The sequence below is a fragment of the Lacinutrix sp. C3R15 genome, from assembly GCF_018860825.1.
Taxonomy (GTDB): Bacteria; Bacteroidota; Bacteroidia; order Flavobacteriales; family Flavobacteriaceae; genus Oceanihabitans.
Map to the genome: position 1 here is coordinate 35,161 of NZ_JAHKPZ010000030.1, position 14,017 is coordinate 49,177.

The window sequence follows — 14,017 nt, forward strand, 5'->3', positions numbered from 1 at the left end:
ATTATGCGATTTAATGTTTTCAAAAATACAGTTTTATTATTTGTTTTTGTATTAATTTCTTGCGGAAGTAAGGCAAAATCTGAAGCAGCAACTTCTAATACAGGTGTTATCTCTAAAAACGAGATGCTTCAACCAGCGCAGCATGACAGCATACAACAAAATGATAAAGAATTAATTATTGGTGCAAACCAAACAGAAGCCTATTTACCTTTATTAAACGGAAAGCGTGTTGGTATTGTTGCCAATCAGACTTCTGTTATTTTTAAAGCTACAAAAAACAACAGTTACACCCATCTTGTAGATTCTTTAGTAAGATTAAAAGTAGATGTTAAAAAGGTTTTTGCTCCAGAACATGGTTTTAGAGGAACTGCTGACGCAGGAGAATTGGTTAAAGATGGTGTAGATACCAAAACCGGTTTACCTATAGTTTCGCTTTATGGTAAAAACAAAAAACCTTCTGCTACACAATTACAAGGTCTAGATATTGTAATTTTTGACATTCAAGATGTTGGTGCTCGTTTTTACACTTATATTTCTTCTTTACATTATGTTATGGAAGCCTGTGCTGAAGCGAATATTCCTGTGCTAATTTTAGATAGACCAAATCCTAATGGTCATTATATTGATGGACCTATTTTAGAAATGGAACACAAAAGTTTTGTTGGTATGCATCCTGTTCCTGTGGTTCACGGAATGACTATTGGTGAATATGCTAAAATGATTAATGGTGAAAAATGGTTAGAAAACGGTGTACAATGCAATATTACAGTTATTACTATGCAAAACTACACACACAAAACTAGTTATAATTTACCTATAAAACCTTCGCCAAACTTGCCAAATGCAAAATCCATAAACTTATACCCTAGTTTATGTTTTTTTGAAGGTACGAATGTAAGTGCTGGAAGAGGAACAGATAAACAGTTTCAAATTTTTGGAAGTCCTTTTTTAGACACCAAAATGTTTCATTTTAATTATACTTTTATTCCTAAGCCTAATGCAGGTTCTAAATACCCAAAGCACGAAAACAAAGTTTGTTATGGTATGGATTTAAGCATGAGTAAAAATTTAAGTAGATTAGACTTAAATTATATTATTGAAGCATACCAAGCTACAGCAAATAAAGATGCCTTTTTTAATACCTTTTTCACCAAACTTGCAGGAACAAAAGCACTACAAAAGCAAATAGAAACAAGGCACACTGCTTATGAGATTAAAAAAACATGGGTTAGAGGTTTAGCGGCTTATGATACTATGCGACAAGCCTATTTATTATATAAATAAAAAACCTTCAGAAGCTTTCTAAAGGTTTTAAATATTGCAAATTAAATTTGCTTATTGACTAATTTTACTAGTTATACGGTTCTCCGTTTGGTCTTAAGTTTTGAGCTCTATACTCTGCACGAGATTGCACTACATAACGCCCTCCTCTTCCATTTGTAAGGTTATAGCTTTTATATACCGTAGAGTCTAAGCTAGGTTTTTTAGTTTCAGTAACTCTAGTATCTCTTGCTGGTTTAGTTTTTACTACCTTTTCTTCTTTTACTATTTTTTCTGGTTTTATATATTCTTTTTTTGGTTTAGGAGTACTCGTTGCAACTCTTGTTTTTGCTTTAGGTGCAACTTCTTTTTTAACTTTTGCCTTCTTAACTTTTTCCTTTTTTACTTTAACAGGCTTTTCTTTTTTTTCTTTCACTATAGGTTCTTTTTTAGCAACCTCAGCAACTAAAGCCTCTTCTTTTTTAATTATTGGTTCTTCCTCTTTTATTACAGGTTTTTCTTCAATAACTTCTGGTTCTGGAGTAACCTCTGCAATTAATTCTTCTTCTAATATAGTATCTTCAATTGGTAAAAGTCTAGAAATTCTAAAAACTATCGTTTTTTGGTATTGGTATATATCATCACTCTTTTCAATTTGAAAAGCAGCAATTGTATATTCACCTACAGGAACAGAAGCTAACGGTATACTCGTTTTTTTCTTTCCTCTTTCTACTTCAAAAACTTTAGATTCATATGTACCTATAAACTCTACTTTATACAAGTTAAAGTCACTACTTAAATGTAATGTGTCTCCTGCTTTGTTTAAATTATGCTGTAAACTGTTAGCTTCAGAATTTATATTTTTTGCAATTGTAGAATATACTGTGTTTTGACCAAATGATACACTTGTTACCATCAAGATCATACAAAAACATAGTATCGTAACTTTCCCCTCTTTCATTACGTTGTTAATTTTAATCATTTTATTGAATTTTGATAATAGCTATTAATCAAATTTCTATTCAAAGATTACATTAATTTACAAAAAAAAGGTGCTTTATTTGGTGTTTATCAAGAATATTCGTTGAATACCAAAAATCACAGATAAAATGTTATTCCACTGAAACAAAAGATTTTAATTTCCTGAAAATGAATAAAAACGTACAAACCTACTTGGTATTGAAAACCTAATTTTAAATTTGTTACACTTTAATTTATAGAACTAAATTTTGTTTAATGTATTACTGATTTTGCTGTAAAATCTGCAATAATACATCTGGAAAATCAGTAATAATTCCGTCAACAGAACACTGTATCATTTCTTGCATATTAGCAGCTGAATTTACGGTCCAAGGAATTACTTTAAATCCTTGTTTTTGATATTTTTGCGTGGTTTTTTTATCTAATAATTTAAAATACGGACTTATAATCTCTGGCTTGTAGCTTAACTTGTGTAACTTTTTAGAAATACGTTGGTCTTTGTCTACCAAAATAGCAACTTTCATTTCTGGAGCTTGTTTTTTTATTTCTTCTAAAACGCGCAAATCAAATGATTGTAAATTACACCTTTCAAATACTTGGTTTTCTTTTATGGCTTTTAATACTAAAGCCACAAACTCTTTAGGTTTAGGTGTAAAAACAGCATCATATTTACGCTTTGCTTTTATTTCAATATTATACTTTATAATATTACTTAAAGCATTAGCTGCTACAAAAACTTCTTTTAAAGAAGGCTTATACGTTTTTATTTTTTCTTGGTTTGGGTATCTTTTATGCAACTTGGTTCCACAATCAAAAGCTTTAATTTCTTCATGGCTTAGCGTATAAAGATTGTACTTTTTATCGTCTTCTTTAGGAATTTCATTACCATTTCTGTCTAAACAATAAGTTCTACTCATAAAAGGTTCATGAGAAACGATGACTTTGTTATCTTTAGAAATAACCACATCTAACTCTAAAGTATGCACACCTAAAGCAATTGCTTTTTTAAAAGCTGGCAGTGTATTTTCAGGCATTAGGCCTCTACAACCTCTGTGTCCTTGAATACCTATATTTTGATTTGTATTACAGTTCATAATAAAATATTTACCAAAATTTGATTCCTTTTTTCTTAATTTATTTAGAATCTAGCTTGCTTTATTAAATACAAAACCAACATAGTTACTTTACAATTTTATTCTACGTTTCATTTCTTCTACAATATTAAAAGCAGCAGGACAGATAGCAACATTTTTAATTGTAAGATTAGAAATCTGTTGAAACTTTTTTCTATCAGTATGTGGAAACTCTCTACATGCTTTGGGCCTCACATCATAAATAGAGCAATAGTTATCTGCACCTAAAAAAGTACAAGGTACCGATTGTAAAACGTAATCATTATCTTCATCTACACGCAAGTAGTTTGCAATAAACTGCTGTGGTTTTTGCTTAAAATGCTTAGCAATTCTATCTACATCTTTATCTGTAAATAAAGGGCCTGTAGTTTTACAACAATTAGCACAAGTTAAACAGTCTGTACGCTCAAATTCTTCTGCATGCAAATCTTGCATGATATAATCTAAATTTTTTGGAGCCTTCTTTTTTAGCTTTGTAAAAAAGGTTTTATTCTCCTTATGCTTATCTTTGGCCAACTTTGGGAGTTGTTTTAAAAATTCTTCCATCAAACAAAAGTACTATTTTTTGAAACACTTTGTCTGCGCTTAGTGTATCAATAATAACAAATAACAACAGATTACTACGACAACATTTAAGATGTTTGGCGTAATATCTAGCAATGACAATTTTATGGAAAAAGATTTATTTGGGAAAGCTTTATTAGACTACCAAAACGGAAATTATACAGAAGACATTAGTACTGCAACTAATATTAGTGATGAAGATGCATTACCTATTCCGTATCTTTTTAGAGGCTATACTGAAATGCCTAAACTAGAACAAAAAGCACTACAAGTTTCTAGCGGAAAAATTTTAGATGTTGGCGCTGGAGCAGGAAGCCATAGTTTGTATTTGCAGGAAAAAGGTTTTGAGGTGAAAGCAATTGATATATCTGAAGGAGCTATAGAAGTTTGTAAAAAAAGAGGTATTAAAAAAGCAGAAGTAAAAGATGTTTTAAACGAAACAGACACCTTTGATACTATTTTATTACTTATGAATGGTACCGGAATTTTTCAAGAACTACAACAGGTAGCAACCTATTTAAAGCATTTAAAAAGCATCTTAAATACAGGAGGGCAAATTTTAATAGATTCTAGTGACATTAAATATATGTACGAAGATGAAGATGGTGGATTTTGGATGGATACTACAGCAAATTACTATGGCGAATTAGATTATTTTTTAAGCTATAAAGGAGAAAATGAAAAACCAATGAAATGGTTGTATTTAGATTTTAATACATTACTTACTGCATGCACCTCTGTTGGTTTACAATGCAAATTAGTGCAAGAAGGTGAACATTTTGATTATTTAGCAAAGCTTACGCTTTAGTTTTCCATACTACAATGGTGAGTTTAAAATCTGCGCTTTTTAATTTAGATTTTAATCTACCATAATTTTGTATTTTAAACTGGTTATTATAATAACTTAAAACTTTTTCATCTAAAGTTGCCTCTAAACTCTTTACTGTCTTTACAGCTTTTAAAATTACAGTATTCTCTTGATAATTTAATACGTACAAACCGTAATCATTATCAAACGCATATCTTTTAGAACGAGTGTAATCAGACGTGAAAAAGGCAGAATTAATTTCTAAAACATTATTAAAATTTAATATTTCTTTATGTGTTTGCATTAGCCCTTTAACAATTCTTATTTTATCTAGTTCCTCATTATATCTTTCTTTTTTAAAGGATACAGAAGGATTACAAGCAGAAATAGATAGTTTTCCATCTTGTGCATCTGTAATATAAAAAAGCCATTCTGAATTCTTTTTTGGATTAGGAACAGGGCAACCGTTAAGCGATTTAGAGAACCATATAACATTTGTATTTATATGGTTATTAAAATTTTCTATAACCGTCACCTTTACTTTTTTTGCTCTTGAAGTATTTTCATGATACTCTAAAACCTGAACAATTTTTGCTTTAAAAACATAATCAAAACCATTTAGCCTACTAGAAACCGTACCATAACTACAAGAACAAGCATAAGTTGCAAAAGAAAATAAAACTGTAAATAAAGAAATTAATTTTAATTTCATTACCTCTAAAGGTTAAAGCCTTTTTCACTTAATTTATCTACAATATCTCTGTAAAAACCACTACTCCACATTTCCGATATTTTGCTCATAGCGTCGTTCATAGAATCTTGAGACCCTGTAATTTTTTGCCCTGTATCACTGCGGTAAAATTCCGTTAAAGCTACCTTATCTCCTTCTGTTAGTTCACTAGCATCTTTAAACATATTTTGCCCTGCTTTAGTAGCATATAAAGCGTTCATATTTTTTACATCTTCATGCGTAAAATGCCCACGATATGCAGAAACTACCATTTGACTTAACTCTTCTAGAGATTCTGTTTTAAGACCTTTTAATTCTACCCAAACAGATTCGGGAACATTTTGTGATGCATACTGCTCTTGTAACATGGTAAACATTTGGTCTACTACGTTTTCATAATACGCATAAGTACCATTACTTTTAATACATTGTTTTACGTCTTCACTATAAGCATCTACTTGAGCAAAAGTGGTTACAGATACAATTAAGGCTAATACTAGTGTATATATTTTTTTCATATTTTAAGAATAGTTCGTTTTATTTATACTAACAGCGCAATTATTGTGCCACGCCATTAATAAAGGTTTGTTGTACTTTAATATTAGGAATTTCTTTTTCTTTCCAATCTTTTTGGTCGCAACCACGACCAATAATAAAAGACATGTTTCTTTTATCTTGAAAATCTTTAACGCGTTTTACAACTTCTTCAAAACTAGTTGTACCAACCAAGTTTACAAGTTGCTTAGATAAATCCTGGAACAATAGTTTGCCTTTAGCATCTATATTTTTTTTTGCTTCAAACTTGGTATTGATATCAGTTGCGCTTCCTACTGCTACAAATTTTCCTTCTTTTATGGCAAAAGCTTCTGCGTTTTCAAAGTTAGCATTAACAGTGTACACTTTTGCGTTAGTCATAATAGTGTCTACTTGTTGTTTTTCATAATTACCAAAGAAAATTAGTGATACAATTAAAAAAGAGAATATACTTTTCATGACTATAGTGTTTATTCTCAATACAATTCAACTTAAAAAAAGAAGGAATCTAAGTGACAATATTATGTAAAAATAATAAAAGCGTTCTAAACAGAACGCTTTTATTTTAAAACCCTTTTGAGTTTGGCTTTTAGATCTTGCATCTAGTGTAGTAGGACACTTTGGGTTAAAAATCAAATTTATAGGTTGCTCCTGCTAAAAATTGAAAGCCTTGAACAGGATAGTTTTGCCATCTTTTATATTCTTGATTAGCAATATTATTTGCTTTTGCAAATACCGAAAGCCTATCATTAATATGATAACCAGCATGCGCATTTGCATCAAAATAACTTTTTAAAGTAGCTGTTTGATATGCTAACAAAGGAAACGTAGTTACAATCTCTTGGTCTTTTCTTTCGCCTACAAAAAACAGATTTGCTCCTGCAAACCATTGTTTGTTTATTTGATAGTCTAAAAACAGATTTGCTTTCAAATTTGGAAGATTCCATGCTTCTGCTTCATCATCAACATTGTAAGCAAAGTATTCTGCTTTTATACCTAAGGTAAAATTTCTGTTTATATCAGCGTTTATTTCTCCTGAAACTGTAAAGGTAGAAACATCATCATATACTAAGCCAAAGGAGTTTCCGTTCATATAGTTTTCATCTCCTGATGCATCTAGATTGTTTTTAAACATTGCTTTATCACTTTCTGCAATATATTTTCCTTTAATATTATAACTAATGCCATTAGACACCATTCCTTTTAAACCTACAAAAACATTGTATTTCTGGTCTGTTGGTGTAATAAATAAAGTTGGCGATACAAAAGGGTTTTCTTGCGTAAAATCATAATACGTATTTTGTATTAAATCGCCTTGAATACCTCCATAAGCAATTAAAATTTCGTCTACCATTCTATACGATGCTTTAATGTTTGGATAGATAAAAAACTTGCTATCCCCATATTCTGTATCGTTTAAATAAAATAAAGAAACTCCCAAATCTAGGGTTAAATCGTCTTGTACTAATTGGTAAGTAGGCGACAGTCCTACATTAAAATTACCATAATTTAATGTTTCGTCTGTAAAATAATTTCTTTCAAACTTTCCGCCTAAATAGTCTACTCTAAGTCCTATATTAAAGTCTAAATCCTGAATGGTCAAATCGCCATTAGTTTGCAATAAAAACCTGTTTTCACCAGAGCTATTATTATCACTAAACCTTCTAAACAAAACGTTTGCATCCTTGATATAAGAATCTGTAAAAGTAATATCTCCACCAAGGTTAAAACCATAAAATGTATGATCTACATCTCCTATATCATCTGCATCTTCTTGATTAAATAAATGTTGTGGTAAACCATACCAATTGTATTTTTGATGCAAAAAACCACCTTCAATATTCCAGGAAAGATCACGTTCATTTCTAGCATAATTAGCACTTACTTTAGTATCTGAAAAATTATCATCTAAAAGCACATCACTAATTCCGCCTTGTGATGAGTGGTGACTAATATAACCACCAACACTTTCGGTTCTACTAATAGCTTGATTTAAATACACTTCACCTAAAATAGTGGTATACATTCCTGCTGCTAATGTGGCATAATTATCATATAGTTTTGCAGGTTCTTCTTTGTCTATAACTGCAGCTTTACCTTTTGCTGGTGTAAATGTAGAAGCTACAGGAAAAGAGAAAATATTGTATTTTATTTCCTTTTTGGCAGCAGTAGTTTCATCATTTAAAGAAGGAATTTCTTTTACCTTAAAAGCATCAGAAACTGTAGGTGTATATGGCTTTACTACTTGAATAACCTCTGTGCTTAAGGTATCTTGATCTCTTTCTTGAGAAAACCCTAAAGTAGATACAATTGTTAAAAAGAATACTAAAATTTTATTTTTTTGCTTTCGCATATTAGATTATTTACGATTGTTGATTAACGTTTTTTTATTACTCACAGATTACTACTTTTTAATCTTCTGGAACAATAGACGCATTGGTTTTTGCCTGCTCTGCTTTTATTTTACTTAGTTCGGTTTGCGCTTCTGCAACTACATCTTCAAATGTTGCAAAATTTTTGATAACACTTTCTAAAATATAAGTTGCTTGAAAAGCATCTTCTAAAGCGTAATAGTTTTTTGCCATAAGCACCAAACCTTTTGCGCTATAGTATTTATACCCAGAATAATCTTTTGCTAAATGTTGAATAGTAGTATTTGAAGCAGCATAACTAGCTTCTTTATTTTTAAAATATGCATTGTAAAACAAAGCTTCTGCTGCTGTTTCTCCTGTTGCTGTAAGCGCTACTTCTGCATAGGCGGATTTTGCTTTAGCTTCGTCTCCTGTTTGCATTGCTGAACGTGCTATAATTACATGAGCATCGCTTTTAATTTTATTATCTAAACTATTTTGCAACAGCACTTTTTCGGCATAAGCAACAGCTTGGTTATAGTTTTCTAATTCATAATTGGCTTTCATTAAATTAGATTGTGCAAATACTGCATTTTGCGGAAAACTAGCCACTGTTTCTAATGTAGTTAGCACAGGAATGGCATCTTGCCAGCTTTTACTTTCTGTATAAATTTGAGCTAAACGCAACAATGCTTCTTCTGTAAATTCACTTTGTGAAGCTTGCGTAACATATTTAAAATGTGGCATTGCTGTTTCTTTTAAATCTTTCTTAAAATACAATTGTGCCAAGTAAAAATGCGATTGTAAAGCATGTAACCCATTAGGAAACTCATTTAAATAACTATTAAACTGTTTGATGGCATTATCTGTATCATTATCTAAGTATTTTTTTTCTGCTGCTTCATAGGATGTATTATCTAAATCTGCATTAGTAACCTCTATATAGTCTAATGTTTGCACCCAAGAAGCATACTCATCTACTCTTCCTAAATCAATATAAATTAAACGTGCCGTTGCAACTGCCTGGTTTGCCTCTGCAGTATTAGGGAAATCTGCTGCAACTTTTTTAAACTTACTTAAAGCAGGATTATTTTCGCTGGCATTATAATACACTAATCCTTGACGAAGCAATGTTTTTGGCACAAATAAACTGTTTTTATACTCGTTATTTAACCGATCATAGGTTTGCATTGCTTGGTTTGTATTTCCTGCTTTTACATACGAATTACCTAGAGCGTACATGGCATCGTCTCTTAATTTTGATGTTTGGTATTGGTTAATAAAGTCTTCTAACTCTGAAATTTTTGTAGCATCATTTCCAGCATAACCAGCACTTAAAGCTTTTTGAAAAAAAGCATAATCGGTTTCTATTTCGCCAATTTGAATAGCTTTATCATAGGCTTGAATAGCTTCATTGTATTGACTAGAAACAAAATAACTATCTGCTAAACGTAAGTACGCATCATTTAATCTTATTTTATCATTGTTAGTTTTTGCTATAAATTGATTAAAATACAGTATTGCTTGCGAGTAGTTTTTCTGTTTAAAATACGTGTATGCAATATTGTAATCTAAGTTGGTGATTTCTGGCGTTTCTAATGTGGAGGTTTGCTGCTCAAATTGTTTAAAACCAACTAAAGCATCTTCAAAATTAGAAAGATTAAAATCGGTTTCTGCTTTCCAAAAAGTTGCTCTTGCTGTGTACTTGGCATCCTGTGGTTCTTTTAAAGATTTATCAAAAAGAGATTCTGCATCTTGAAACTTATTATCATTGTATAATTCAATTCCTCTATAAAAAGTTACTTTTTGGTATGCTACTTTATTTTCAAAGCTCTTTTTTCCTTCTAAAAGTTTTAAAGCTTCTTTGTAGTTTTTTGAGGTAATATAAGAGTCTATTAACAAGGTTTCAATTTCTTCTTGATAGGCTGTATCTGGATACGTATCTAGATACTTAGCAAGCACTTGCGGAACCGATTGATACGCATTACCAATTTCATAACTAATTTTTGCATAATTTAACCAAGCATCTTCTTGAATTTTTAAATCGTAATCCATTTCTGAAGCATTTTTAAATGCATTTAAAGCTTCTTGTTTTTTATCAACATTCACATAACTTTCTCCTAAGTGATAGTATGCATTTTGTGCTACGCTATTATTACCACCAATAATTTTATTGAACTCGTTTATTGCTTTTTCGTAGTCTTTTTGTTTGTAGTACGCATAACCCAACTGGTAATAATCGGTGTTATTCCATTTTCCTTTGGTTCCTTGATATTGGGTTAAAAACGGAATTGCTTCGGCATATTTTTCTAAATTAAAATAGCTTTCGCCAATAATTTTATTTAGCTGAGACACTTCTGTTTTGTCACTATTTGGCAATTGCTCTTTGGCTAATTCTATAGCTTCTTGAAACTTACCAAGCTTAAAATGCAAATCTGCTTGATAGTAGGAAAGCTTCTCTTTGTATTTTTCTTCTTCTCCTACTTGATCAAAATATTGGTTTGCTTTATCATAATCATCACTTTCATAAGCCATAAAACCAATATAATACTTTGCCTGAGAGCCATATTCTTGTGTGTTTTCTACACGATTTAAATATGTTTTTGCAGTTTTATAGTCTTTGGTTACAAAAGCTACATACCCATTATTAAAGTTAAATCTTTCTTGTTCGGTTCTTGCCAAACCACTTTCATCAACCTTATCATACCATTTTTTAGCATACGCATATTTTTGATTCCTAAAATAATAATCGGCTACATCTACATAGGCGGTATTGCGTTTGGTGCTTGTAGGATAATTTGCAACAAAATCTCCCATTAACTCATCTGCATTTTGCTGATTTAAACGCACTGCACAATTGGCTATATAAAAAGCACAATCGCTCTGTAAAACATCTGTTTTTGCAGTTTTTTTTATTTGATTAAATAAAGACTGTGCTGCTAAATATTGCTGATTATTATATAGCGACAAGGCTCTTTGGTACTCTACAAGATCACTTGTATATACAGCAGTTTCTTGCGCCAAAAGCTGAAAACTACAAATAATAGCTAAAAGGAATAAATGAAGATTTTTTCTAGTCATGGACTATTTTTTTTATTAAAGAATCAAAGATAAATCAATATGTAAATGATAACGTTAGAATTTTGTTATAATTATTCACTGAGTTATTAAAAAAATGAAGTAAAAATTAGAAAACGTTTGATGAAGACTAAATGAGTACTTACAAGTAGCTTTAAGAAAAATTTTTAATCATACCTTTTAACTTATAACTTTTTAATAATACATTTACAACTCTTAAAACTATGTAATTTTATGCCAAACCCTGTTTTACAATTAAAAGATGTTTCTATTTTTCAAGGAAACAACTTAGTACTTTCTGATGTTAATGTAGAAATCAATAAAGGAGACTTTGTATATTTAATAGGAAAAACGGGATCTGGAAAAAGTAGTTTTATGAAAACGCTTTATGGCGATTTAGCCTTAACAGAAGGAGAAGGGAATATTGTAGATTATGATTTACGAAAATTAAAAGAAAAAGACATCCCTTTTTTAAGAAGAAAACTAGGTGTTGTCTTTCAAGATTTTAAACTACTTACCGACAGAACTATTAACGATAATTTATTATTTGTTTTAAAAGCTACAGGCTGGAAAGACAAATCTAAAATGAAAACTAGAATAGAAGAAGTTCTTGACAAGGTTGCTATGAAAACTAAAGGTTTTAAATTTCCGCATGAACTTTCAGGAGGAGAGCAACAACGTGTTGCTATTGCTAGGGCTTTACTTAATAATCCGGAATTAATTCTTGCCGATGAGCCTACAGGAAATCTAGACCCTCAAACCAGCATTGAGGTTATGGAAGTTTTACAAGAAATAAACAAAAATGGCAATACTATTTTAATGGCTACACATGATTATGCTTTGCTACTAAAATACCCAAGCAAAACCTTAAAGTGTGATGAAAATCAAATTTTTGAAGTAGTACAACGCAAAGGCTAAAACAACCATGTAAAAAAACGCTTAAAAGCGCTTTCTTTTTTTTCTTCTTTTGCATCCTTAACATCTTTGGTACTATTTGAAGCTGTTTTTTTATTGGTATTAAATTCTACAATAAACACCCCAAAATTATTTAATGTTTTATTTTCTGAAGGGTTTACAGCTTGCATTGGCACTGTAATTTTAGCGTCTTCAGCTAGGCTTCCTGATTTTAAAACTGTGCTTAAATTTTCAACATCTGTAATGGTGTAAGTGCTTCCTTTTTCAATATGGTATTTTGAAAAATCGACAATAACATCTTGTGCTTCTTTATTAAAAAGCACTACTCTATAACTATTGGTTTTATATTCGCTTTTTGTTATATCTAACACGTTGTCTAGGTTAAATGCGCTAATATGCTTTTTTTGGCTATCTATATCGATGTTAAACTTTAATTTCCATTCCTTAAATGGATAGTTTGTTTTATGAATTCGGAAACCAGCAGTGTTTTTAGAGTAGTATGTATTATTAGAAAACTTCCAGTTTTTATTTTTCGCTAGATCTAAAACCGAGTTTGTAAAATTCATATAACCAGTATAAACAGTATTGTTTTTAAAAGTTATTGTTTTGGCATAAAGTATTCTTAATGCATTATTTCTTCCTAAAATAATATTGTTATCTACCAACACATTTTCTACGGGAGCTTTATGATAAAAGCCTATAGTTAGTGATGGTGCATCGCCATTTACTTCATTTTTTAAATAGTTTGTATTGTGGTATAAAATGTTATTGGTAACCTTAATGTTTTTTGCAATGTTGATGGCATTTCTATCATCTGAGGCTACAATAATATTATCTACAGTATAATTATTTGCAGGCAAACCACTATTAAAAATCACATTATTATCTAAGGTAATATTTTTAACATACTCAAAATTAGCATCTCTACCAGCAGACCAAACCTCAATACCTTTATAATAGTTATTAAAAATGATATTGTTTTTTATTACACGTTCTTCTTCGCTTTTATTCTGTACATAAAACCCCTCTCCTGCTCCTCTTCCTTTTTCGTTTATTACACCATTATTAAAGACAAAACATTCTGTTATCAAGCTTCCTCCTGCACTTTTCCAGGACCCAAAACCTAAACCAGGATTATTATAAATTTTAAGATTTATAAATTTACAATTCCTTCCGTCTAAATGATTAATACCTGCTATTCCTTTAAATTTATTTACTCTAAAATCTCTATTAAAATCACCTAACCAAGTAATTTCAAAATTTTTATAGATTACCTGTCCTCCTCTAATACCAAGTGTATGTTGCTCTTGAGAGTCAACATTTCCGTTTAAAATCACCCTATCGTTTAGATATGCGCTTACCGTAATATACTTATTAGGAGTTGTGCAGTTAAGCGAACTATTATATCTGCCATTATAAACACCTTCATGCAACCAAATGGTATCACCTCCTGAAACCACTTTGCTAGACTGCTTTAAAGCTGTTTGTAAATTCCACGGGGTTTGTAGAGAACCATTTCCTGAAGCTGTACCTGGAGTGTTTTTATGGTTTTCAGGAAACACATGAAACTCTTGTTGCGCAATGCTTAGCGTTACAAATAAAGCAGACAAAATAATAAGGAAAATTTTCTTCATAATAACAAAATTACAATTACTATACCAAT

At 30.7% G+C, this 14,017-nt stretch carries 12 protein-coding genes; 3 read left to right on the forward strand and 9 right to left on the reverse strand.

Annotation, left to right across the window (positions count from 1 at the left end):
• Positions 1 to 3: 3 nt before the first annotated feature.
• On the forward strand, positions 4 to 1,284 hold the full coding sequence (locus tag KO494_RS08840) for an exo-beta-N-acetylmuramidase NamZ domain-containing protein (RefSeq protein ID WP_215967242.1): 1,281 nt from the start codon (positions 4 to 6) through the stop codon (positions 1,282 to 1,284).
• A gap of 67 nt (positions 1,285 to 1,351) precedes the next feature.
• Here the strand turns inward: KO494_RS08840 and KO494_RS08845 are convergent, their stop codons facing one another.
• The 3 genes from KO494_RS08845 to KO494_RS08855 all read right to left on the reverse strand — a co-directional run bounded on the left by KO494_RS08845 (position 1,352) and on the right by KO494_RS08855 (position 3,920).
• The gene (locus KO494_RS08845) at positions 1,352 to 2,242 is read right to left on the reverse strand and encodes a hypothetical protein (protein WP_215967243.1); all 891 of its coding nucleotides are present in this window, start codon (positions 2,240 to 2,242) and stop codon (positions 1,352 to 1,354) included.
• A 259-nt stretch (positions 2,243 to 2,501) separates the two neighbouring features.
• On the reverse strand, positions 2,502 to 3,335 hold the full coding sequence (locus tag KO494_RS08850; protein WP_215967244.1) for a glycerophosphodiester phosphodiesterase family protein: 834 nt from the start codon (positions 3,333 to 3,335) through the stop codon (positions 2,502 to 2,504).
• Between the two features lie 90 nt (positions 3,336 to 3,425).
• Positions 3,426 to 3,920: a YkgJ family cysteine cluster protein gene (locus KO494_RS08855; protein WP_215967245.1), complete on the reverse strand. Its 495-nt coding sequence runs from the start codon at positions 3,918 to 3,920 to the stop codon at positions 3,426 to 3,428.
• Between the two features lie 124 nt (positions 3,921 to 4,044).
• Between KO494_RS08855 and KO494_RS08860 the strand changes: the two genes are divergently transcribed.
• Positions 4,045 to 4,746: a bifunctional 2-polyprenyl-6-hydroxyphenol methylase/3-demethylubiquinol 3-O-methyltransferase UbiG gene (locus KO494_RS08860; RefSeq protein WP_215967246.1), complete on the forward strand. Its 702-nt coding sequence runs from the start codon at positions 4,045 to 4,047 to the stop codon at positions 4,744 to 4,746.
• On the opposite strand, the gene KO494_RS08865 is transcribed toward KO494_RS08860, so the two are convergent.
• The 5 genes from KO494_RS08865 to KO494_RS08885 all read right to left on the reverse strand — a co-directional run bounded on the left by KO494_RS08865 (position 4,736) and on the right by KO494_RS08885 (position 11,442).
• Positions 4,736 to 5,458 carry a hypothetical protein gene (locus tag KO494_RS08865; RefSeq protein ID WP_215967247.1) on the reverse strand — a complete coding sequence of 241 codons (723 nt, stop codon included), beginning with the start codon at positions 5,456 to 5,458 and terminating at the stop codon, positions 4,736 to 4,738. The two genes, KO494_RS08860 and KO494_RS08865, sit on opposite strands and share 11 nt — an antisense overlap.
• A 5-nt stretch (positions 5,459 to 5,463) precedes the next feature.
• Positions 5,464 to 5,994: a DUF2059 domain-containing protein gene (locus tag KO494_RS08870; protein ID WP_215967248.1), complete on the reverse strand. Its 531-nt coding sequence runs from the start codon at positions 5,992 to 5,994 to the stop codon at positions 5,464 to 5,466.
• Positions 5,995 to 6,034: 40 nt separating this feature from the next.
• Positions 6,035 to 6,469 carry a hypothetical protein gene (locus KO494_RS08875; RefSeq protein ID WP_215967249.1) on the reverse strand — a complete coding sequence of 145 codons (435 nt, stop codon included), beginning with the start codon at positions 6,467 to 6,469 and terminating at the stop codon, positions 6,035 to 6,037.
• Between the two features lie 166 nt (positions 6,470 to 6,635).
• Positions 6,636 to 8,363: a TonB-dependent receptor gene (locus tag KO494_RS08880; protein ID WP_215967250.1), complete on the reverse strand. Its 1,728-nt coding sequence runs from the start codon at positions 8,361 to 8,363 to the stop codon at positions 6,636 to 6,638.
• A gap of 58 nt (positions 8,364 to 8,421) precedes the next feature.
• Positions 8,422 to 11,442, reverse strand: coding sequence for a tetratricopeptide repeat protein (locus KO494_RS08885; RefSeq protein ID WP_215967251.1), 3,021 nt, complete (start codon positions 11,440 to 11,442; stop codon positions 8,422 to 8,424).
• Between the two features lie 231 nt (positions 11,443 to 11,673).
• Between KO494_RS08885 and KO494_RS08890 the strand changes: the two genes are divergently transcribed.
• The gene (locus tag KO494_RS08890; protein ID WP_215967252.1) at positions 11,674 to 12,357 is read left to right on the forward strand and encodes a cell division ATP-binding protein FtsE; all 684 of its coding nucleotides are present in this window, start codon (positions 11,674 to 11,676) and stop codon (positions 12,355 to 12,357) included.
• Here the strand turns inward: KO494_RS08890 and KO494_RS08895 are convergent.
• Positions 12,354 to 13,988 (reverse strand): right-handed parallel beta-helix repeat-containing protein, encoded by a 1,635-nt coding sequence (locus tag KO494_RS08895; protein WP_215967253.1) that lies wholly within the window; start codon positions 13,986 to 13,988, stop codon positions 12,354 to 12,356. The genes KO494_RS08890 and KO494_RS08895 overlap by 4 nt on opposite strands.
• Between the last annotated feature and the right edge of the window lie 29 nt (positions 13,989 to 14,017).

What these genes read in the sequence shown, in the direction of transcription:
- KO494_RS08870 (WP_215967248.1), bottom strand. Translation starts at nt 5,994, where the DNA reads ATGAAAAAAATATATACACTAGTATTAGCCTTAATTGTATCTGTAACC.
- KO494_RS08895 (WP_215967253.1), bottom strand. Translation starts at nt 13,988, where the DNA reads ATGAAGAAAATTTTCCTTATTATTTTGTCTGCTTTATTTGTAACGCTA.
- KO494_RS08845 (WP_215967243.1), bottom strand. Translation starts at nt 2,242, where the DNA reads ATGATTAAAATTAACAACGTAATGAAAGAGGGGAAAGTTACGATACTA.
- KO494_RS08875 (WP_215967249.1), bottom strand. Translation starts at nt 6,469, where the DNA reads ATGAAAAGTATATTCTCTTTTTTAATTGTATCACTAATTTTCTTTGGT.
- KO494_RS08885 (WP_215967251.1), bottom strand. Translation starts at nt 11,442, where the DNA reads ATGACTAGAAAAAATCTTCATTTATTCCTTTTAGCTATTATTTGTAGT.
- KO494_RS08865 (WP_215967247.1), bottom strand. Translation starts at nt 5,458, where the DNA reads ATGAAATTAAAATTAATTTCTTTATTTACAGTTTTATTTTCTTTTGCA.
- KO494_RS08890 (WP_215967252.1), top strand. Translation starts at nt 11,674, where the DNA reads ATGCCAAACCCTGTTTTACAATTAAAAGATGTTTCTATTTTTCAAGGA.
- KO494_RS08840 (WP_215967242.1), top strand. Translation starts at nt 4, where the DNA reads ATGCGATTTAATGTTTTCAAAAATACAGTTTTATTATTTGTTTTTGTA.
- KO494_RS08880 (WP_215967250.1), bottom strand. Translation starts at nt 8,363, where the DNA reads ATGCGAAAGCAAAAAAATAAAATTTTAGTATTCTTTTTAACAATTGTA.
- KO494_RS08855 (WP_215967245.1), bottom strand. Translation starts at nt 3,920, where the DNA reads ATGGAAGAATTTTTAAAACAACTCCCAAAGTTGGCCAAAGATAAGCAT.
- KO494_RS08850 (WP_215967244.1), bottom strand. Translation starts at nt 3,335, where the DNA reads ATGAACTGTAATACAAATCAAAATATAGGTATTCAAGGACACAGAGGT.
- KO494_RS08860 (WP_215967246.1), top strand. Translation starts at nt 4,045, where the DNA reads ATGGAAAAAGATTTATTTGGGAAAGCTTTATTAGACTACCAAAACGGA.